Below are 19,189 nucleotides of genomic sequence, written 5' to 3'. Positions count from 1 at the left end.
CCAGAGCGGGCAGACTGCGTCGTGGGCTCGATGCCGGTCGCCGCGAACGCTCCGCAAGCCCGCTCTCGCCTTGCGCGCGAAAGCGCGCGATCAGCTTGTGCCCGCAGGTCCGGCCGATCCCGAAGCGACGGCACAGCGCACTCACATTCGCACCCGGCGCCAGCGCCAGGCGCACAAATTCTTCCTTCTGGTTCATCACGCTCCTGGCCTCGAATGGCAACACGAACCTCCCCGCGCAAAGCGCACGAAACTGTTCGCGATGTCTTCGCACACCTGTTCGCGATGTCTCCGGTCCAAACACCCCCTTGAGGGGGAGATGTCCGGCAGGACAGAGGGGGGCGCCTGGGCTCAACCTTTCAAGCCGGTCCAGACGCAATGACCGATTACACCAAGCTCATCGACGCCGAGACCTGGGCCTTCATCGAGCGCACCAATTCCTATTATCCGCCCGATACGATCGACTACACGATCGCCCAGCAGCGCGCGATCTATGACCGTATGTGCCGGGAGTTCTTTGCCGGCTATCCAGAAGGCGTGACGGTCGAAACCTCTTGCGTGACGACATCAACGCATAACATTCCGATTCGTCTCTACCGAAGCACCCCGCAACCCGTGGCGACGGTGCTGTATGTCCATGGCGGCGGGTTCATCCTCGGTGGGTTGGACAGCCATGACGATGTCTGCGCCGAGCTCTGTGCCCGCACTGGTTACGAGGTGATTTCGGTCGACTACCGGCTGGCGCCGGAGCATCTGCATCCAGCCGCCTTCGACGATGCGATGAGCGCCTTCGCATGGGCGGCGTCCACCCGTGATCGCCCCATCCTGCTCTGCGGCGACAGCGCCGGCGGCAATCTCTGCGCCGCCGTCAGCCACGCCACGCGCGGCCACGCGAAAAGGCCGGTCGGCCAGGTGCTGATCTATCCCGGTCTCGGCGGCGACCGCTCGACAGGCTCCTACGTGACACACGCCGAAGCGCCGATGCTGACCATGCGCGATCTCGAATTCTACAAGCATATCCGCACCGGCGGGCAGGATCGCAGCGATGGTGCGACGCTGGCGCCGCTGGCCGACGCCGACTTCGCCAATTTGCCGCCGACAGTGCTGATCACCGCGCAGTGTGACCCCCTATCGTCCGACGGCGAGACCTATCGTGACCTTGTCATCGCAGCGGGCGGGCGGGCCACTTGGTTCGAGGAGCCGGGCTTGGTGCACGGCTATCTCAGGGCCCGGCACACAGTCGGCCGAGCCCGCGAAAGTTTCACGCGGATCGTCGATGCGGCTGCTGCGCTCGGACGGGGCGCCTGGCTCTGGTGAGCGTTTTCCCTATCCCGTGAGTTGGGCGTGCTCGGATAGGTACGCGTAATGCAGGTGCAATGCAGGCGGTGCAGACCACGCTGGGTTTGACCGACAGCAGGACATCACAGACATGACCAGGTTCGCAAGCGCGTTGGCGCTCATCATCTGCGCTGCGACGCTCAGCGCATGTGTCGACACGGACGATTACCGTGACCGGCCCTGGCGCGAGCATCACTGGCGCGACCGTGACCACCGACCCGACAGGCCATGGAGGCCGGACAGGCCATGGCGCCCCGACAGACCAGACAGGCCTGATCGCCCCGACAGACCCGATTGGCCGAACAGGCCAGATCGCCCCGACCGGCCCGATCGACCAGACAGGCCCGAAAGGCCTGATTGCGGCGGACCAGCAATCGACTGCGCGCCCCGGCCGGACATACAACCCGGCGGCCCGGACTGCGCTGGCGGCCCGGCGACGGCGCCGTCACCGGACTGCATCGAGCCGCGCCGTCCGCGCCGCAATCCCTGACGGCGGGGCAGGGCATATGCGGCCTTTATATCTAAGGCCAAAACCTGCTCTCGAATTCCTATGCAGCCAGCGACTATGTAATTCCGGACCGCCGTTTGACCGGCGGCCGGAACGACTGGCTTCGGACGACCATGAGATTACATTCAGTCTGGCTGACCTCAAGGGCCAGCCGCAGGATGCCGACGGAGTATTTCGTCCTGGCAAACCTTAGAGAAGAGGGAGCGATCATCGGCCGACTCGCCGGTCACTCCATCGCCGATACGGTCGTTGATGCAAGAGGCCGGCGATACCATTTTGTCGGTGTTGCAACGCGCGACGCCAGTGGACGCTTCGATGCCGAAGCGCTCCGGGCTGGCGAATGGATCGTCCAGCCCGGACTGGTCTATGCCGCTGATGGCGAGGTGCGCAGGCCCCTGTCAGAACTGGCGCTGCGCATTCGCGGCCGCCGCCGGTCTTGACTGGCCGATCCTGAATCCAGCCTCGCTCAGCCCCAACATCGCCTCTCGGATCGCAGTTGCGGTTTCAGGGCGAACAGCTGTCATCGGCAAGCGGACATCCGGGCTCATGCCAAGCGCCAAGCTTAGCGCATATTTGACCGGCACGGGATTGCTCTCCAGTTCAAGCGCCGCGATCAGCGGCCGCAAGCGATGATGGATGGCCCGCGCGGTGTGGTGGTCGCCCTGCCGGCACGCATCATGCATCTCCACGCACAGCCGCGGCGCGACATTGGAGATCACCGAGATCGTCCCGCGCCCCCCCATCGTGTTGAAGCCGAACGACGTCGCGTCATGGCCGGAAAGGCAGATGAAGCGGCGCCTGAGCACAGCCGGAAGGGTGGACAGCCGGCTCACATCGCCGGTGGCATCCTTGATGCCGATGATGGTCGGAATCTGTGCCAGCCGCTCGATCGTCTCCTCGGACAGGTCGACGCCGGTTCGTGCCGGCACATTGTAGACGATGATCGGTATCCTGACCTTGGCCGCAACCGCTTCGAAATGGCGAAAGATCCCGTCTTGGCTCGGCCTGTTGTAGTAAGGCGTCACGATGAGGGCGGCGTCGGCACCAAAGGCTTCGGCGGCCGTCGAAAAGGCGATCGTCGTCTCTGTGCTGTTGGTTCCGGTGCCGGCAATGATCGGCACCCTGCCGCCGGCGATTTTCACACACAGCGCGATGATGTCGAGGCGCTCCTCCCACGACAGGGTCGGGGCCTCACCTGTGGTGCCGCATGGGACCAGCCCGTTGATCCCTTGTTCGATCTGCCAGCGCAACAGTGCGGTCAGCTGCTTCAGATCGACCTCGCCATCGGTGAACGGCGTTACCAGCGCGGTCATCGCTCCGGTCAGGCGCATTCGGGCTTGTTCTGGGGTCATGGCAATCAGAGTCTCCTGGATGAATTCTTGGATGCACCGTTTTCATGAGGTGCGAGGAAAGCAGGGCCGACAGCAGCGCGGCAGCCAGATCGATGTGGTCCGCTTCGATTGTGACGGCTCCGGCCGTTGTTCTTGGGGGTGTGACTTGAATGGAGCAAAACCAGCGTTCGCCGTCCCGGCTGATGGCCGACACCGAACGCTCCGGCTTCGACGAGGCGAGGAGCAGGAGGACGGCGTCGAGCGTGGCGCCAGCCTCCACCAGACCGGCAAATCGCCAGCCCTGCCGGGATGATCTGTCGAGCGACAGGGCGCGCGCTGCCTCCCAGAGGTGGTGCTCAAGCAGCCTGCCGACATTCGGCACGCGATCAAGCAAACCGGCGAGATCGGCACTGTTGGGCTCAGCGATTTTGTTGGAATTGTCCATGGCCAGATCGTTCCGGTCAGTGCGGAACCGGCTCGGCTCAATTGAATAGGGAAAGCCGCACACTTGCCGGGGCGAAGCGTATCGCTCCGGCCCGATGGCCGCTTTCTATGGTGGCGAAACGGACAGCGGAAGTCTTGTCGGCAAAAACGCCGCCGGTCTGGCCTTCTTCGTCGCGTGCGATCCAGTGGCCTTCGCCATCACGTCCGACGACGAAGCGGTGAAGGGCGGTTGCGTCAGGGGGAACAGGGGAACTTTGCATTGTCATCTCCTGCTTTTCAGGAAAGCTGGGCAGCGATCGCTGCGGCGGCCACCAAGGCGCCGACGACCAGAAGCCACCATGTCGGTGTGAACGGCGCGACCAGGGTGGCAGGCCGGCGATTGCTGGTGGCCGCACGCCTGATCTGTTCGACTTGCGACGCCGGCAACGGACGATGGGTGGGCAGATAGAGCCCGTCTGAGAGGAACATCGCAGACTTCCTTCTTTCTGGTGCCGCCACGAGGTGACGGCTGCCTGCAGCGGCTCAGGACCGGCTGCACTCAGAAAGATAAAAGCATCGGCATTTGTATTCGAGGCGGGCAAAATCTGAAAAATATAAAAAAGTCATATGTTTATCGCACGGGCGTATAGGACCTCAGGCGACGGCGGTGGCGTCGTTTCACGCCAGCGAGGCCGCTGCTGCCCGGCCCGCGCTGCGGCCGGAAAAGATGCAGCCGCCGAGGAAGGTGCCTTCCAGTGCGGCATAGCCATGCACGCCGCCGCCACCGAATCCGGCGGCTTCGCCGACGGCGAAGAGCCCGGGCACCGGCTGACCATCGGCGCCCAGCACGCGGCTGTCGAGATCGGTCTGCAAGCCGCCCAGCGTCTTGCGCGTCAGGATGTTGAGGCGCACCGCGATCAGCGGGCCATTGGCCGGGTCGAGCATCTTGTGCGGCTTGGCGGTGCGGATGAGCTTGTCGCCGAGATAGGCGCGCGCACCGCGCAGCGCGGTGATCTGCATGTCCTTGGAAAACGGATTGTCGAGTTGCCTGTCGCGGGCGCGGATCTCGCGCTCGACCTGGGCAAGCTCGAGCAGAGGCTCGCCGCCGGCCAGCGCATTCATGCGCGCCACCAGCTTCGAAAGGTCGGTCTCGACAATAAAGTCTTCGCCCTTCTCCATGAAGGCTTTCACCGGGCCTGGAATGCCTGATGTCGCGCGGCCGAGCACTTGGCGCCAGCTTTTGCCGGTCAGGTCCGGGTTCTGTTCGGAGCCCGACAGCGCGAACTCCTTCTGGATGATTTTTCTGGTCAGGATGAACCAGGAATAATCGAAGCCGGTGCTCATGATATGGTTGAGCGTGCCCAGCGTATCGAAGCCGGGATAGAGCGGCACCGGCAGGCGTTTTCCACGCGCGTCGAGCCACAGCGAGGACGGGCCAGGCAGGATTCGGATCGCATGGTCGGTCCAGATCGGCGCCCAGTTCTTGATGCCCTCGACATAGTGCCACATGCGGTCGCGGTTGATGATCGAGCCACCGGCGGCTTCGGTGATGGCCAGCATGCGGCCGTCGACATGGTCGGGCACGCCGGTGATCATCCGCTTGGGTGCTGCACCCAGCCGCTTGGGCCAGTTTTCCCGCACCAGCTGATGGTTGGCGCCGATACCGCCGGAGGCGACGATCACCGCTTGCGCATGCAGCTCGAAATCGCCTGTAATTTCGCGCGAGCTCTTATGGCCGCGTTCGACGGTGCTCGGCTCGAGAATGTCGCCGCGTACGCCGGTAACGCCGTTGCCCGTCCGCGTCAGTTCATTGACCCGGTGGCGGAATTTGAAGCGGATCAATCCACGCTTCTGCGCCTCGCGCACCCGCACGACAAACGGTTCGAGCACGCCGGGGCCTGTGCCCCAGGTGATGTGGAAACGCGGCACCGAATTGCCATGGCCGATGGCATTGCCGCCGCCGCGCTCGGCCCAGCCGACGATGGGAAAGAATTTCAGGCCACGCTGCAGCAGCCAGGAGCGTTTCTCGCCGGCGGCGAAGCCGACATAGGCCTCCGCCCATTTGCGCGGCCAGAAATCCTCCGGCCGGTCGAAGGCGGCGGTGCCCATCCAGTCCTCGAGCGCCAGATCATGCGAATCGCGGATGCGCATGCGCCGCTGCTCCGGCGAATCGACGAGGAAAAGCCCACCGAACGACCAGAACGCCTGGCCGCCCAGCGACTGTTCCGGCTCCTGGTCGACGATGATGATTTTCTTGCCGGCCTCGGCAAGCTCGGCGGCGGCAACCAGCCCGGCAAGGCCGGCACCGACAATGATAACGTCCGCGTCGTCAGCCATTCTTCCTCCCAGGATTAGCCGGCTAACGCAATTCCAGGCGGTTTTCCGTCCGGAATTGCGTCAAACTAAGAGTTAGACAGCCTCCCAGCCGTCCTTGCCGCCGGCACGGAAAATGGCGTCGATGACCTTCTGGTTGAGCACCGACTCCTCCAGCGTGAAAACACGCTCCTTGCCGCCCCGCGCCGTGCGCGCGAAGGTCTCGACCTCCAGCCGGTACTGCTGCGTGCCGGGGAAGCGGAACACTTGTGCTTCGGTGTGGTTTTGGTTGTGCAGCTCGACGCGGTGATGATCGTAGAGCCCGGCATTGAAGGGCGAGAACACTTCGATGAAACCCTTCTCGCCGTGGAACACCATCACCTGGCGCGCGGCCATCTGCGTCGACAGATAGAAGGACAGTTCGAAGTCGCCGAAATCGGCTCGGATCGAGGAGTAGATGTCGGTGCCGAATGTCTTGTCGCGCTCGATCGTTGCCTGCACGCGCAAGGGCTCTTTGCCGGTCGAGAACCGCGTCGACACCGTCGGGTAGACGCCGATGTCTGGCAGCGCGCCGCCGCCGAGGTCGAGCTGATTGCGCATGTTGTTGGGGTCGACATTGTAGTAGGAGAACGCGCCCTGCACATGGCGCAGCCGGCCAATAGCGCCGCTGGCGATGAGGTCGCGCACCTTGATCCATTGCGGGTGGTAGATGACCATGAAGGCTTCGCAGACCAGCACCTTCTTGGCGTCGCGCAGCTTGATCAGCGGCAGGATATCCTTGGCGTCGAGCGCCAGCGGCTTTTCAACCAGCACATGCTTGCCGGCCTCGATCGCCTTCGCCGTCCATTCGACATGCTGCGATGTCGGCAACGGGATGTAGACGCCATCGACGTCTTTCGAGGCAAGCAGCTCCTCATAGGAGCCGAACGCATGACGCGCGCCGAAACGTTCGGCCAGAGCCTTGGCCTTCGACAGGTCGCGGCTGGCGATGGCCGACAGCACGCCGTTCTCGGCCTCGACCATTGCCGGCAACAAATGCTCGCGGCCGATCTTGGCCGTCGACAGAACACCCCATCGGAACATCACGCTTCTCCCTATCGATTACAGGCGAGGAGATTTGCCTGAAATCTGCGGAAAAGCCAATGACCGGAGGCTGACCCTGGGGCAGCCCCTCTTGCCCCCGGGTTAGCTCCGCTTACCCCTGGGTCAGCTGCGCTTACCCGTCAGCGTCATGTCGAAATCGACGATGTTGGAATAGATCGGCGTGCCGACATCCATGCCGTAGCGCGACCTCAGCACCTTGCCGGTGACATGGAATTTGATCGTGCCGCCCTTGAGGCCGCCAAGCTCGGCGGTGAATTTGTCGATACGGATCGAGCTTTCTTCCAGCGGCCTTCACCCTCCACCTTGCGGGCGGACGGACTAGCGGCCTGTCTTAAAGAAATCCACAAACGCTCTCAGCGCTGGGCGCATCTGCCGGCGGCTGGGATAATAGACAAAGAACCCCTCGAAAGACGGGCACCAGTCCTCCAGCACGCGGATCAGCCTGCCGTCGGCGAGCGGGGCCTGCACATAAGGCTCGAAGACGAAGGCAAGTCCTGCGCCGTCGACCGCCGCTTGCGCGATCAGATGGTCCTCGTCGAGGATCAGCGGCCCTTGCGCCGCGATCTCGATAGCCTCGCCGTCCTTTTCGAATTCCCAGCGATAGAGAATGCCGCTGGAGAAACGGAAGCGGATGCAGCGATGGTCGGCAAGGCCGCGCGGGTGGCGTGGTTTGGGCATGGCATCGAAATAGGATGGCGCGCCGACCACCGCGCCGCGCATGTCCGGCCCGATGCGCACCGCGATCATGTCGCGCTGCAGACTCTCGCCAAGCCGCACGCCGGCATCGAAACCACCTTCCACCACATCGGTGAAGCGGTCCTCGATGACGATCTCTAGAACGATGTCGGGATAGGCCCTGGCAAAGGCGCCAAGCCGCGGCGTCAGCACCAGATGCGCGGCCGTGCGCGGCACGCTGAGCCGCAGATTCCCGGCTGGCCGGTCACGCGCCTCGACCGCCGTCTCCAGCGCCAGGTCGATCTCGGAAAGCGCCGGCCGCAATCGCTCCAGCAACTGCGCGCCTTCCTCGGTCGGCGCAACGCTGCGCGTACTGCGCGCCAGAAGCCGCACGCCAAGCCGCGCTTCTAGGCTGGACACGGCGTGGCTGACTGCCGATGGCGCAATGGCCAATTCCCTGGCCGCGCCACGAAAGCTGCCGCATTGGGCGACAGTCGCCAGCACCGCCAGCTGCGAAAGATGTGCTCGATTCATTGATCTATTTCTGAGAACAGCCCGTGCGCAGATGAGCCGATTATCGAACGTAAGGCAAGACGCTATCTCCTAGCCATCACAACAAGGAGACGCGTGATGCAAACCCGCAAGCTTGGAACTGAACTGAACGTCTATCCCGTCGGCCTCGGCTGCATGGGCATGAGCTTCGCCTATGGCGGCCAGCCGGAGGCCGAAGCGATCGCCACGCTGCACCGCGCCGTCGAGATCGGCGTCAACTTTTTCGACACGGCGGAAGTCTACGGCCCCTACGAAAATGAGATCCTGCTCGGCAAGGCGCTTAAGTCCGTTCGGAACAAGGTGACCATCGCCACGAAATTCGGCTTCAAGATTCTGGAGGAAGGCACGGGCCTCGACCGCATGGCCGGCGTCGACAGCCGCCCCGAGCACGTCAAGGCGGTGGCCGAAGCCTCGCTGAAGCGGCTGGGCACCGAAGTCATCGACCTCTACTACCAGCACCGCGTCGACCCCAACGTGCCGATCGAGGACACGGTCGGCGCCATGGCCGAACTGGTGCGCGAAGGCAAGGTGCGGGCGCTTGGCTTGTCGGAGGCGAGTGCTGCCACCATCCGCCGGGCGCATGCCGTGCATCCGATCGCGGCCGTGCAGAGCGAATATTCGCTGTGGACCCGTGACCCGGAAGACGACGTGTTCGCCGTCTGCCGCGAACTCGGCATCGGCTTCGTCCCCTATAGCCCGCTCGGGCGTGGCCTGTTGACCGGCACCATCGCCAAGCCGGAAACGCTTGACGATGGCGACTGGCGCCGCACCTTGCCGCGCTTCCAGGCCGAGGCCATGGAAGCCAATGCCAAGGTGATCGCCACGCTGGAAAGGCTGGCGGCTGAAAAGGGCGTCACCCCGGCACAGCTGGCGCTGGCCTGGGTGCTGCATCAGGGCGACTTCATCGTGCCGATCCCCGGCGCGCGAAAGATCCGCCATCTCGAGCAGAACACGGCGGCGGCCGCAATTGAATTGAGTGCCGCTGAGGTGGTGGCGATTGGTGACGCGCTGTCGCCGGATAAGGTGATGGGCAAGCGCTATACGGAGGAGTTGCTGGCGCTGGTGAATGGGTGAGCCGCGAACAAACGTTGGCGCGAGACGCCCCTCTCTGTCCTGCCGGACATCTCCCCCTCAAGGGGGGAGATTGGCAGCTTTGCCGTCCCGCTCATCTTGCGGCGTTGATAATTGGCGAAATCGGCGGTGTGCGTGATCTCCCCCCTTGAGGGGGAGATGCCCGGCAGGGCAGAGGGGGGTGCCTCGCGCCGACATCCACTCACCAAGGTACAACAACAATCTCCGGCCAATTGGCCTTTGCACGAGCCCCCTTCGTTTCATGCGTCCGCTGATTATCCATCACCCGGTTTGGCGTGATGCGAAACGAGAAGACATCATCGAGCCCGAACGGTGCCACCAGCTCCAGCTGCCCGTCGGCGTCGTATCGCACCCCGACCGCATGCGTCTTCGAAGCAAAATAGCTGACGGATTGGCTGGCGCTGGTGTAGCGCGGGCAGGGCTGGCCAAACTTCTGCGGATACCACAGATGCACCCGCGCCTGGTTACGCACCTCGACCGGCAACGCCAGCCCCTCGAAATGCTCCGCTGCCCGGCGAATGACAGCATCCTCGGCCTCGTAGGACAGATCACCGTCATCGAAGTAGAAGAGATCGACATCCTTGATGCCGTAGCCCGACGGCTTGCCGGTCAGATGGTTCCAGACGCTGTTGTAAAGCGCGCCGGATACGACCAGCCAGTCCGGCAGAGCCAGCGCGTGAGCCCGTATCAGCGCGTCGCGGACGAGCGGATCCCCCGACACAATGTCGAGAAACGCCACACGTTGGGCTTCGAACGAGAGCCCGGAATAGCGCAGATGGTCCATCACCCTTTGGAGGATGATTCGCCATCTGCTCGCAAGTTTTAGCCGCGCAGAACACCACCCGTCTGCTTGCCGACATTCTCGACGATGCGCTTGGCCAGCGCCTCGAAATCCTCGTCGGTCAGCGTCTTCTCGACCGGCTGGATCGACACCTCGATGGCGATCGATTTTTTGTCAGCGCCGAGCGACGCACCCTCGAAGATGTCGAACACCGAAACGCCAGTGATCAGCTTCTTGTCGGCGGCCAACGCCGCGCGCACCAGCGTGCCGGCCTCGACCGTTTTGTCGATGACAAAGGCGAAGTCGCGCTTCACCGCCTGGAAGGCGGAGAGTTCCAGCTTCGGCTTGGTTTTCGTCGGCTTGGCCTTCGGCTCGGGCACGGCGTCGACGAACACTTCGAAGCCGCACAACGGCCCGGAAACATCAAGCCCCTCCATCGTCTTCGGATGGAATTCGCCGAAGGTGCCGAGCACGGTCTTCGGCCCGAGCTTGATCGTGCCGGAACGGCCGGGATGGTACCAGGCCGGGCCGCCAGCCTCGATCTGCAGCCGGTCGACCGGCGCGCCGCAGGCTTCGAGTGCCGCGATCGCATCCGCCTTGGCGTCGAACACCCCGACCGGGCCGGAATTGCCTGCCCAGTTGCGGCCCGAGCCGTCGAGCTTGGCGGTGCCGCGGCGCACGCCGGCGGCCACGCGCCGCTGCTGGTCGGCGCCGTCACCTTCATAGGTGCCCGACACCTCGAACAGCGCCACATCGCCAATGCCCTTGTCGGCATTGCGCTGCGCGGCGGCGATCAGCCCCGGCAGCAGCGATGGCCGCATGTCGGACATGTCGGCGGCGATCGGGTTGGCGAGCTTGAGCGCCGTCTGGCCACCGCCGAACAGTTCGGCATGCTTGGCCGGAATGAACGACCAGGTGACGGCCTCCATCATGCCGCGCACGGCAAGCGCCCGCTTGGCGGTGCGGGTGCGGACCTGCAGCGTCGTCAGGATCTTGGAATTGACCGCATCATGCGCGCCGAGTGGCTGCGGCGCGATATTGTCGACGCCGTGAATGCGCATGACCTCCTCGACCAGATCGGCCTTGCCGTCGACATCGGGGCGCCAGGACGGCACCGCCACATCGACGACATCGCCCGACCCCTGCGGCTTGAAGCCAAGGCGCGACAGGATATCGAGGCTTGTCGAGCCCGGCACCTCGATACCGGTCAGCCGCGTCACTTCCGACAATGGGAAAGAAACGATCTTGGGCTTGTGGCCGACATAGCCGACGACCTCGGTCTCGGTTGGCTCGCCACCGCAGAGATCAAGCACCAGCCTGGTCGCCAGCTCGACACCGGGAACCATGAATTCAGGGTCGACGCCGCGCTCGAAGCGATAACGCGCATCGGTGATGATGCCGAGCGTGCGGCCGGTGCGGGCCGTGGTGATCGGATCCCAAAGCGCCGATTCGATCAGCACGTCCGTCGTGTTCTCGTCGCAGCCGGAATGCTCGCCGCCCATGACGCCGGCGATCGACTCGACGCCATTGTCATCTGTAATAACGCACATCTCAGGCGTCAGCGTGTACTCGCGGCCATCGAGCGCCAGAACCTTCTCGCCGTCGCGTGCGCGACGCACGACGAGATTGCCGGCAACCTTCTTGGCATCGAACACATGCAGCGGCCGGCCGCGATCGAAGGTCACGTAGTTGGTGATGTCGACCAGCGCGCTGATCGGCCTCAAGCCAATGGCGATCAGCCTTTGCTGCAGCCATTTCGGCGACGGGCCGTTCTTCACGCCCTTCACCAGGCGCAAGGCGAAACCCGGGCAAAGCTCGGGCGCCTCGATCGTCACCTTGACCGGCGTCGCGCCCTTGCCGGGGATGGCCGCGACCGCAGCGCTTTTCAGCGTGCCGAGCCCGCTTGCCGCAAGATCCCTGGCAATGCCGTAGACGCTGGTGGCATCGGGCCGGTTCGGCGTCAAATTGATCTCGATCAGCGGATCGTCGAGATGCGCGTAGGCAGCGAAGCTGGTGCCGACCGGCGCATCCTCGGGCAGATCGATGATGCCATTGTGCTCGTCCGACAGTTCCAGCTCGCGCTCGGAACACATCATGCCATGGCTTTCGACGCCACGGATCTTGCCGACCGTCAGCGTCACGTCAATGCCGGGAACATAGGCGCCGGGCGCGGCAAAGGCGCCGATCAGGCCGGCACGGGCATTCGGCGCCCCGCACACCACTTGCACGGGCGGCTTGCCGTTGCCGGTGTCGACGGTCAGCACCCGCAGCCGGTCGGCATCGGGATGCTGCACCGCCGTCAGCACCTTGGCGATGACGAAGGGTTTCAGGCTCGATCTGTCGTCGACATGCTCGACTTCGAGGCCGATCGACGTCAGCCGCTCGACAATCTCGTTAAGCGAGGCATCGGTCTCGAGATGATCCTTAAGCCAGGAGAGGGTGAATTTCATTGGATTGTTCCGTCTGGTCTTTTGACGCTTGTTTTCAGATGTCTTGGCAGCTCGTCGGACATATGCAGGAAAGGAAGCTGCTCACTCACATAGGCATGCTGCGTCGGTTCGAAATCGGCCGGCATGTCCATCGCGCCGAGCATGAAGTAGATATCGTCCTCCAGCCGCTCGTCGACATAGGCGATCGGCGAGCCGCAGATGCCGCAGAACGAGCGCGTCACCGGCCCGTTCTCGTACATCTTCAGCGCCTTGCCCGTAAACGCCACCTTGTCGATCAGGAAGCCGACAAACGCCGATACCGGCGCGCCGCTCGCCCTCCGGCAATCGCCGCAATGGCAATAGCTGACGTGGTGCGGTTCGACGGAAACCTCGAACCGCACGGCGCCGCAGCGGCAGCCGCCAGTGTGGGGCGCTGTCATGCGCTCAGGCCCCCGAACAGGGTCGACATGTCGAGCGGCCGGAAGCCGCACAGCTCTGATAGCAGTTCATCGTCTCACACTTTCGCGTCTTCTTCAGCGAACACTTCGACCAGACGGAAGCGTTCGCAAACCAGTTTCATGTCTGGCGAAAAGCCGCCATTGCGCTCGAAATAGGCGCGATGGGCTTCGTGCCAGTATTCATAGCTCAGATCGCCTTCGCCCTCGTCGCGGGCAAAGTCGGCGTCGACCTCGTCGAAGCGCCGCACGATCGCCTCGACCGTCTCGATGACCGCCGCGCGCCGGCCGCTGCCATCGAGCACGACATCGCGGCGACCCACCTCCGGCGCCGGCTCGGCGCCGCCATAGTCACGCAATGCGCCGCAGGTCGCGGTCTTGCGTCCCGACATTACCAGCGCCAGCAACGCGTCAGCGAGTTCGGGACTGTCGCCGAAGCGGAAGGTCACTGCGTCCGCATAGGGATCGGCAGCTCCGCTCACGCGCTCAAGCCTCCGAACAATGTCGGCATGTCGAGCGGCCTGAAGCCGTAATGCGACAACCAGCGCACGTCGGCGTCGAAGAAGGCGCGCAGGTCCGGCATGCCGTATTTCAGCATGGCGATGCGGTCGATGCCCATGCCCCAGGCAAAGCCCTGATACTCGTCGGGATCGAGACCGCCGGCGCGCAGCACGTTGGGGTGCACCATGCCGCAGCCGAGGATCTCCATCCAGTCGGAGCCTTCGCCGAAGCGCACTTCGCCGGGCCGCGAGCGATCGCACTGGATGTCGACCTCGAGGCTTGGCTCGGTGAACGGGAAGAAGGACGGCCGGAAGCGCATCTTGACAGAGGGCACCTCGAAGAAGGCCTTACAGAACTCCTCCAGCACCCACTTCATGTTGGCGACATTGGCTGTCTTGTCGATCACCAGACCCTCGACCTGATGGAACATCGGCGAGTGGGTGGCGTCCGAATCCTGGCGGTAGGTCTTGCCCGGGATGACAATGCGGATCGGCGGCTTCTGCTTCTCCATGGTGCGGATCTGCACCGGCGAGGTGTGCGTGCGCAAAAGCTTGCGCTCGCCCTTCTCGTCCGGCTGGAAGAAGAAGGTGTCGTGCATCTCGCGGGCCGGATGCCCCTCTGGGAAATTCAGCGCGGTGAAATTGTAATAGTCGGTCTCGATATCGGGACCTTCGGCGATGGCGAAGCCGAGATCGCCGAAGATCGCCGCGATCTCGTCGATGACCTGGCTGATCGGATGGATGCGGCCGCGCTCGGCTGGCGACTGCCGCACCGGCAGCGTCACGTCGACCTTTTCGGCGGCAAGGCGGGCGGCGATCGCTACGTCTTTCAATTCGGCCTTGCGGGCCGTCAGCGCCTCGGTAACGCGGTTCTTGAGACCGTTGATGACAGGGCCCTTGAGCTGGCGCTCTTCGGTGGTCATGGCGCCGAGCGTCTTCAGCATCTCGGACACGGTGCCCTTCTTGCCGAAGGCAGCGATGCGCACGGCTTCGATGGCCGGCTCATCGGCTGCCGACGCGATGTCGGCCAGCAGTGAAGCTTCCAGGGTTTCAAGATTTCCAGCGGTGGCGTTCACGGCGAAACTCTCTCGATCGGCGACCGGCACCATTTTGGTTTCGGTGTCACCATTTTGGTTACATCAGGCATAAGAAAAACCCGCGCCAGCCGTGCCAGCGCGGGTTCCCCAAATCAGAATTGCGAATGCTTGGGAAGCGCTGGTCTTAGGCGACAGCGCTTTCAAAAGCGTTCGGCGTGGTGTTCTTCAGATATTCGAGCGCGACCTTGGCCTTGGCGACCAGGGCTGCGAAAGCCTGCGGCTCGTGGATGGCCATGTCCGACAGGATCTTGCGATCGATCTCGATGCCCGACTTGTTGAGGCCATCGATGAAGCGGCCATAGGTCAGGCCATGCTCGTGCGTCGCGGCGTTGATGCGCTGGATCCACAGCGCGCGGAACGAGCGCTTGCGGTTCTTGCGGTCGCGATACGCGTACTGCATCGACTTTTCCACCGCCTGCTTGGCGATGCGGATGGTGTTCTTGCGACGGCCGTAGAAGCCTTTGGCGGCTTTCAGGACCTTCTTGTGCTTGGCGTGCGAGGTGACGCCTCTCTTTACGCGTGCCATGTCATGATCTCCTTAAAAGCAATTCCAGGTGCCTGGCGGCTTTCCGTTCCGAATTGCGTAAAACTGATGCGTGTCCGGACCGAATGCCTTAGAGGCCGTTCGGCAGAAAATTCTTGATGACCTTCTTGCCATCCGGTTCAGCCAGAACCATCGTGCCGCGGGCATTTCGAATGAACTTGTTGGAACGCTTGATCATGCCGTGACGCTTGCCGGCCGCAGCCGACAGGACTTTACCCGTACCTGTGATCTTGAACCGCTTCTTGGCGGCCGATTTGGTCTTCATCTTGGGCATTTTGCTACTCCGTCTCGTTGGCGCACTATCGCGCTTCTTGTTCGCTTCAGGCCGACCAAAGCCCGAAAAGCAAATGAAACCGCCACGGCATGCCCTGCCGGGCGGTTTTCTTGAACGGCGGTCCTATACGTCAAAGATGGCCAGCGCGCAACACCTGAAGCCGTGCGACGCTCTGTCCCCGGTCAGGGCAGGGTGAACCAGACCGGCAGCATGCCCGACAGCTGGGCGCCGTCGATCAGTTCGAAGGCGGGCAGCGCGATCAGGAATACCAGCCCGTCGAGCAGCGTGGTGAGCAGCAGGCGCGGCTTGAAACTGCCGGTATCGCCTTCCTCGTAAAGCGAGAGTTTGGGAAAGAAGCGTGGCACCTTGTCCAGATAGGCCTGGTAGGGCGCGCCGAGCGCCACCTTGAGGAATTTTTCCTCGCGCAGGATGACGATGTGAAAGGCGCCCGCGCAAAGCAGTGCGAACAGGATGATGCCCGAGAAGGAGCCGATCTGCGCGCCGACGCCGGCCGCGGCCACGGTCGAGAAGACATAGAGAGGATTGCGGGTGATCGAATAGGGCCCGCCCGTCACCACTTCGGAGGATTTGCGCCCCCCTATGTAAAGCGTCGCCCAGAGGCGCCCGCAGATACCTAGAAAAATCAGCAGCACGCCGAACATCTCGATCGACTCGTGCACCGGCGTATCCGGCGGAAAGGTCGATTGCCCGAACAGCAGCGCCAGGAACAGCACCACCACGAGCACGGCAAGCACCAGCCGGCGCATCTGCTGGTAGTTGCCCAGCTCGTGCTTCAAGGGCTTGGCATCCGGGGATTTTACGTCTTCGACCATGTCAGGAGTCCGATCGTCGAGAAGCTGAGCCGGCGATCGCAGCTTTTGCTGGCAAACAGGCGTCCCGCCAATCGCCGGGACGGCCTGTAACACAATTCAGGCGGATTTTACGCGAGATGACCACGCCTAACCTTAACGTGACCACGCCGTGATCTGATGCAATCGCTGGCGGCGCGCTTCAGCGCGGCGCCAGCACCATCATCATCTGGCGGCCTTCGAGCTTCGGCTCCGCCTCGACCTTTGCAATGGTCGCCACTTCCTCGCGCACCTTGTTCAGAAGCTGCATGCCGAGCTCCATATGCGCCATCTCACGACCACGGAAGCGCAGCGTCAGCTTGACCTTGTCGCCTTCCTCGAAGAAGCGGCGCACCGCCTTCATCTTGGTCTCATAGTCATGGCTGTCGATGTTCGGGCGCATCTTGATCTCCTTGATCTCGATGACCTTCTGGTTCTTGCGCGCCTCGGCCGCCTTCTTCTGGTTGGCGTATTTCAACTTGCCGAGATCGAGGATCTTTACGACGGGGGGCACCGCATTGGGCGATATCTCGACCAGATCGAGCCCGGCCTCTTCGGCCAACAGCAACGCGTCGTTGATGGAAGTATCGCCGCGGTTCTGGCCATCGGCGTCGATAAGCTGGACCCGGGGAACCCGGATATCACGGTTGGAGCGCGGCCCATCCTTGGTCGGCGCCGCTGCTTTGAAAGGTCTGCGAATGGTCGTGGTCTCCTTGGCCGTTTCGTTCCGGGTTTTGTCGGTCTGATGTCTGGACGCGCCAATGTGGTGAGCGCGCGGGCGGAGTCAATAGCACAGCATTGACAGAAAATCACCCTGATCACTGGCCTGTACCAAACAAAGAAGCAGCGCGAGCACTTTTCGCCACGCCTGTGGCTGTGTCACAAGAACCCCGTGCCAAAAGAGCGGCCTGAGGAAATAGCCATGACCGCCACGCCCCCAACCTTTCTCGATGTTGATGGAACACGCATCGCGGTGCGCCATACTGCGGGCTCAGCGCCCGGCATTGTCTGGCTGGGCGGCTACAAGTCGGACATGCTGGGCACGAAAGCGCAGACGATGTCGGACTGGGCGGCAAAAGAGGGCCGTGCCTTTCTGCGCCATGATTATTCGGGCCACGGCGAATCCGGCGGCGCCTTTGCCGACGGCACGATTTCGACATGGCTGTCGCAAAGCCTTGCCGTCTTCCGGCGTTTCACCAGCGGCAGCCAGATTCTGGTCGGCTCCTCGATGGGCGCGTGGATCGCGCTGCGGATGGTGCAGGAACTGCGCAAGGTGGGCGACGCAAAGGTGGTCGGCCTGGTGCTGCTGGCGCCGGCGCCGGATTTTACCTCTGAACTGGTCGAGCCGGTGCTGACCGAGGCGCAAAAGCGCGACCTTGCCGAAAAGGGGTTTTTCGCCGAGCCATCCGACTATTCCGCCGAGCCTTATATCTACACGCGTGCGCTGATCGAGGACGGGCGAAACAACCGGGTCATGACCGGCCCGATCGACACCCACTGCCCGGTCCACATCCTGCAGGGCCTGGCCGATGCGGACGTGCCGTCGAGCCACGCGCTGAAGCTGGTCAGCCTGCTCCCGGCCGACGATGTCACGCTGTCGCTCATTCCCGACGGCGACCACCGCCTGTCGCGGTCGCAGGACCTCGACATGCTGGTGCGGGCGGTCGGCGACATGGCCGGGCGGGGCAAGTGACGATGCGCCTTTCCATCCCGATCTCGGCCTTTGTCGCGGCCATCGTCGGTTTCGGCGGCACGCTGGCCATCGTCATTGCTGCCGCCCACGCGGTCGGTGCGACGCAGATTCAGACGGCAAGCTGGGTGACAACCGTTTGCCTGGCCATGGCGATCGAAAGCCTGTGGCTGTCCTGGCGCACGAAAATGCCTGTCATCACAGCCTGGTCGACGCCGGGCCTGGCGCTGATGGCGGCATCGAGCGGCTTTTCGATCGGCGAGGCGGTCGCCGCCTTCATCGTCACCGCCATCCTGTTGATCGCCACCGGCCTGTTTCGGCCCTTGACGCAGTTGATCTCCAGGATTCCGCCTTCCGTCGCTTCCGGCATGCTGGCCGGCATCGTCGTCACCTTCGCCCTCAATGCGGTCAAGACCATCCCGGTAGACCCGTGGCTGATCCTGCCTCTGATCGCGGCCTTCTTCATTATCCGCCTGTTCAATCCGGCGCTGTCGGTGCTGGCGGTGCTGATCGGTGGCGGTCTCGCCGCGTTCCTCACCGGCCGTGTCGGCGGCCTGCCGACACCCGAACTGTCGACGCTGACGCTGATCACACCTGATTTCACCGCCAAGGCGATCATCGGCCTAGCGCTGCCGCTCTACCTCGTCACCATGGCTTCACAAAACCTGTCGGGTCTCGCCGTGCTGCGCGCCGCCGGCTATCAGCCCGAGCCCGGCCCGCTGATCGGCATCACCGGCCTGTTTTCGCTGCTGTCGGCACCGTTCGGCGGCTCGACCACCAATCTTGCTGCCATTTCGGCGGCGATCTGCACGGGTCCAGATGTCCATCCCGACCCGGCCGAGCGCTGGAAGACCGGGCCGTTCTATGCGCTTGCCTATCTCATCTTCGCGATTTTCGGCGCCTCGCTGGTGGCGATCTTCGCCGTCCTGCCGCAGAGCCTGATCGTGCTGGTGGCGGGTCTGGCGCTGATGGCGTCGCTCGCCAACGCGCTGGCAATCGCGCTGAAGGACGAGGGTGATCGTATGGCCGCCACCGTCACCTTCGTCGTCACCGCCTCCGGGCTGACATTGTTCGGCGTCGGCGCCGCATTCTGGGGGCTGATTGCCGGGCTGGTCGTGCTTTTCCTCGATATGCTTAAAAAGCGATAATCATTTCAAACCCTTGTCCGGTTTTGGCCAGCATTGTCTTGAATCGCCGTTTTCTCTTTCCCATTTCGATTCCACGCAGCCGGGTTTGGC

21 protein-coding genes and 1 pseudogene are annotated in these 19,189 nt (G+C 63.4%); 5 read left to right on the top strand and 17 right to left on the bottom strand.

Translation table 11 applies throughout. The features are described from left to right. Positions 1-220 (bottom strand): helix-turn-helix domain-containing protein (locus tag A3A9_RS43010; RefSeq protein ID WP_430515895.1); only part of this gene is annotated, 220 nt, incomplete at its 3' end. A 155-nt stretch (positions 221-375) separates the two neighbouring features. Between A3A9_RS43010 and A3A9_RS0126395 the strand changes: the two genes are divergently transcribed. Both A3A9_RS0126395 and A3A9_RS39520 read left to right on the top strand, forming a co-directional pair. Next, positions 376-1,314 (top strand): alpha/beta hydrolase, encoded by a 939-nt coding sequence (locus A3A9_RS0126395; protein WP_027061324.1) that lies wholly within the window; start codon positions 376-378, stop codon positions 1,312-1,314. A 642-nt stretch (positions 1,315-1,956) separates the two neighbouring features. After that, complete coding sequence (locus A3A9_RS39520) at positions 1,957-2,283, top strand: hypothetical protein (protein WP_051371174.1); 327 nt, start codon at positions 1,957-1,959, stop codon at positions 2,281-2,283. Here the strand turns inward: A3A9_RS39520 and dapA are convergent. The 7 genes and pseudogenes from dapA to A3A9_RS0126355 form a co-directional block, all read right to left on the bottom strand. Further along, positions 2,242-3,195, bottom strand: coding sequence for a 4-hydroxy-tetrahydrodipicolinate synthase (dapA, locus tag A3A9_RS0126385; protein ID WP_027061323.1), 954 nt, complete (start codon positions 3,193-3,195; stop codon positions 2,242-2,244). The two genes, A3A9_RS39520 and dapA, sit on opposite strands and share 42 nt — an antisense overlap. 461 nt (positions 3,196-3,656) lie before the next feature. Further along, positions 3,657-3,878 (bottom strand): hypothetical protein, encoded by a 222-nt coding sequence (locus A3A9_RS39515; RefSeq protein ID WP_152536183.1) that lies wholly within the window; start codon positions 3,876-3,878, stop codon positions 3,657-3,659. 16 nt (positions 3,879-3,894) lie between these two features. Beyond that, positions 3,895-4,086: a hypothetical protein gene (locus A3A9_RS39510; protein ID WP_033838801.1), complete on the bottom strand. Its 192-nt coding sequence runs from the start codon at positions 4,084-4,086 to the stop codon at positions 3,895-3,897. A gap of 189 nt (positions 4,087-4,275) precedes the next feature. Continuing rightward, complete coding sequence (locus A3A9_RS0126370) at positions 4,276-5,934, bottom strand: FAD-binding dehydrogenase (protein WP_027061322.1); 1,659 nt, start codon at positions 5,932-5,934, stop codon at positions 4,276-4,278. A gap of 72 nt (positions 5,935-6,006) precedes the next feature. Further along, positions 6,007-6,993, bottom strand: a complete 987-nt coding sequence (locus tag A3A9_RS0126365; protein WP_027061321.1) for a Gfo/Idh/MocA family protein — start codon at positions 6,991-6,993, stop codon at positions 6,007-6,009. A 123-nt stretch (positions 6,994-7,116) separates the two neighbouring features. Next, positions 7,117-7,275: pseudogene (locus A3A9_RS43000) on the bottom strand (YceI family protein); the annotation flags it as partial. A 57-nt stretch (positions 7,276-7,332) separates the two neighbouring features. Continuing rightward, the gene (locus tag A3A9_RS0126355) at positions 7,333-8,223 is read right to left on the bottom strand and encodes a LysR family transcriptional regulator (RefSeq protein WP_027061320.1); all 891 of its coding nucleotides are present in this window, start codon (positions 8,221-8,223) and stop codon (positions 7,333-7,335) included. 96 nt (positions 8,224-8,319) lie between these two features. Between A3A9_RS0126355 and A3A9_RS0126350 the strand changes: the two genes are divergently transcribed. Continuing rightward, positions 8,320-9,315: an aldo/keto reductase gene (locus A3A9_RS0126350; RefSeq protein ID WP_027061319.1), complete on the top strand. Its 996-nt coding sequence runs from the start codon at positions 8,320-8,322 to the stop codon at positions 9,313-9,315. 199 nt (positions 9,316-9,514) lie between these two features. Here the strand turns inward: A3A9_RS0126350 and A3A9_RS0126345 are convergent, their stop codons facing one another. The 9 genes from A3A9_RS0126345 to infC all read right to left on the bottom strand — a co-directional run bounded on the left by A3A9_RS0126345 (position 9,515) and on the right by infC (position 16,961). Beyond that, positions 9,515-10,117, bottom strand: coding sequence for a nucleotidyltransferase family protein (locus tag A3A9_RS0126345; RefSeq protein WP_027061318.1), 603 nt, complete (start codon positions 10,115-10,117; stop codon positions 9,515-9,517). 38 nt (positions 10,118-10,155) lie between these two features. Continuing rightward, entirely contained in the window at positions 10,156-12,564 is a 2,409-nt protein-coding gene (gene pheT, locus A3A9_RS0126340) for a phenylalanine--tRNA ligase subunit beta (RefSeq protein ID WP_027061317.1), read from the bottom strand. Further along, positions 12,561-12,983 (bottom strand): GFA family protein, encoded by a 423-nt coding sequence (locus A3A9_RS0126335; RefSeq protein ID WP_027061316.1) that lies wholly within the window; start codon positions 12,981-12,983, stop codon positions 12,561-12,563. The genes pheT and A3A9_RS0126335 overlap by 4 nt, the downstream gene beginning before the upstream one ends. A gap of 74 nt (positions 12,984-13,057) precedes the next feature. Beyond that, positions 13,058-13,480 (bottom strand): ASCH domain-containing protein, encoded by a 423-nt coding sequence (locus A3A9_RS0126330; RefSeq protein ID WP_027061315.1) that lies wholly within the window; start codon positions 13,478-13,480, stop codon positions 13,058-13,060. Continuing rightward, the gene (pheS, locus tag A3A9_RS0126325; RefSeq protein ID WP_051371169.1) at positions 13,477-14,607 is read right to left on the bottom strand and encodes a phenylalanine--tRNA ligase subunit alpha; all 1,131 of its coding nucleotides are present in this window, start codon (positions 14,605-14,607) and stop codon (positions 13,477-13,479) included. The genes A3A9_RS0126330 and pheS overlap by 4 nt, the downstream gene beginning before the upstream one ends. 112 nt (positions 14,608-14,719) lie before the next feature. Further along, on the bottom strand, positions 14,720-15,121 hold the full coding sequence (rplT, locus tag A3A9_RS0126320; RefSeq protein ID WP_023672281.1) for a 50S ribosomal protein L20: 402 nt from the start codon (positions 15,119-15,121) through the stop codon (positions 14,720-14,722). Positions 15,122-15,209: 88 nt separating this feature from the next. Further along, positions 15,210-15,413, bottom strand: a complete 204-nt coding sequence (rpmI, locus tag A3A9_RS0126315) for a 50S ribosomal protein L35 (protein ID WP_006201248.1) — start codon at positions 15,411-15,413, stop codon at positions 15,210-15,212. A gap of 182 nt (positions 15,414-15,595) precedes the next feature. Continuing rightward, positions 15,596-16,246, bottom strand: a complete 651-nt coding sequence (locus A3A9_RS0126310; protein ID WP_027032563.1) for a methyltransferase family protein — start codon at positions 16,244-16,246, stop codon at positions 15,596-15,598. 178 nt (positions 16,247-16,424) lie between these two features. Then, positions 16,425-16,961, bottom strand: coding sequence for a translation initiation factor IF-3 (gene infC / locus A3A9_RS0126305; protein ID WP_082222224.1), 537 nt, complete (start codon positions 16,959-16,961; stop codon positions 16,425-16,427). Positions 16,962-17,183: 222 nt separating this feature from the next. On the opposite strand from infC, the gene A3A9_RS0126300 reads away from it, so the two are divergent. Together A3A9_RS0126300 and A3A9_RS0126295 are read left to right on the top strand one after the other, a co-directional pair. Further along, positions 17,184-17,954 (top strand): alpha/beta hydrolase, encoded by a 771-nt coding sequence (locus A3A9_RS0126300; RefSeq protein WP_027061313.1) that lies wholly within the window; start codon positions 17,184-17,186, stop codon positions 17,952-17,954. A 2-nt stretch (positions 17,955-17,956) separates the two neighbouring features. After that, positions 17,957-19,099 (top strand): benzoate/H(+) symporter BenE family transporter, encoded by a 1,143-nt coding sequence (locus A3A9_RS0126295; RefSeq protein WP_027061312.1) that lies wholly within the window; start codon positions 17,957-17,959, stop codon positions 19,097-19,099. Positions 19,100-19,189: the final 90 nt, after the last annotated feature.

The organism is Mesorhizobium loti CJ3sym (assembly GCF_000472785.1).
Taxonomy (GTDB): Bacteria; Pseudomonadota; Alphaproteobacteria; order Rhizobiales; family Rhizobiaceae; genus Mesorhizobium; species Mesorhizobium loti_E.
The sequence above is the reverse complement of the archived record's forward strand: the minus strand, read 5'-3'. Positions and strand labels throughout refer to the sequence as shown.

What these genes read in the sequence shown, in the direction of transcription:
- A3A9_RS0126395 (WP_027061324.1), top strand. Translation starts at nt 376, where the DNA reads ATGACCGATTACACCAAGCTCATCGACGCCGAGACCTGGGCCTTCATC.
- A3A9_RS39520 (WP_051371174.1), top strand. Translation starts at nt 1,957, where the DNA reads ATGAGATTACATTCAGTCTGGCTGACCTCAAGGGCCAGCCGCAGGATG.
- dapA (WP_027061323.1), bottom strand. Translation starts at nt 3,195, where the DNA reads ATGACCCCAGAACAAGCCCGAATGCGCCTGACCGGAGCGATGACCGCG.
- A3A9_RS39515 (WP_152536183.1), bottom strand. Translation starts at nt 3,878, where the DNA reads ATGCAAAGTTCCCCTGTTCCCCCTGACGCAACCGCCCTTCACCGCTTC.
- A3A9_RS39510 (WP_033838801.1), bottom strand. Translation starts at nt 4,086, where the DNA reads ATGTTCCTCTCAGACGGGCTCTATCTGCCCACCCATCGTCCGTTGCCG.
- A3A9_RS0126370 (WP_027061322.1), bottom strand. Translation starts at nt 5,934, where the DNA reads ATGGCTGACGACGCGGACGTTATCATTGTCGGTGCCGGCCTTGCCGGG.
- A3A9_RS0126365 (WP_027061321.1), bottom strand. Translation starts at nt 6,993, where the DNA reads ATGTTCCGATGGGGTGTTCTGTCGACGGCCAAGATCGGCCGCGAGCAT.
- A3A9_RS0126355 (WP_027061320.1), bottom strand. Translation starts at nt 8,223, where the DNA reads ATGAATCGAGCACATCTTTCGCAGCTGGCGGTGCTGGCGACTGTCGCC.
- A3A9_RS0126350 (WP_027061319.1), top strand. Translation starts at nt 8,320, where the DNA reads ATGCAAACCCGCAAGCTTGGAACTGAACTGAACGTCTATCCCGTCGGC.
- A3A9_RS0126345 (WP_027061318.1), bottom strand. Translation starts at nt 10,117, where the DNA reads ATGGACCATCTGCGCTATTCCGGGCTCTCGTTCGAAGCCCAACGTGTG.
- pheT (WP_027061317.1), bottom strand. Translation starts at nt 12,564, where the DNA reads ATGAAATTCACCCTCTCCTGGCTTAAGGATCATCTCGAGACCGATGCC.
- A3A9_RS0126335 (WP_027061316.1), bottom strand. Translation starts at nt 12,983, where the DNA reads ATGACAGCGCCCCACACTGGCGGCTGCCGCTGCGGCGCCGTGCGGTTC.
- pheS (WP_051371169.1), bottom strand. Translation starts at nt 14,607, where the DNA reads ATGGTGCCGGTCGCCGATCGAGAGAGTTTCGCCGTGAACGCCACCGCT.
- rplT (WP_023672281.1), bottom strand. Translation starts at nt 15,121, where the DNA reads ATGGCACGCGTAAAGAGAGGCGTCACCTCGCACGCCAAGCACAAGAAG.
- rpmI (WP_006201248.1), bottom strand. Translation starts at nt 15,413, where the DNA reads ATGCCCAAGATGAAGACCAAATCGGCCGCCAAGAAGCGGTTCAAGATC.
- A3A9_RS0126310 (WP_027032563.1), bottom strand. Translation starts at nt 16,246, where the DNA reads ATGGTCGAAGACGTAAAATCCCCGGATGCCAAGCCCTTGAAGCACGAG.
- A3A9_RS0126300 (WP_027061313.1), top strand. Translation starts at nt 17,184, where the DNA reads ATGACCGCCACGCCCCCAACCTTTCTCGATGTTGATGGAACACGCATC.
- A3A9_RS0126295 (WP_027061312.1), top strand. Translation starts at nt 17,957, where the DNA reads ATGCGCCTTTCCATCCCGATCTCGGCCTTTGTCGCGGCCATCGTCGGT.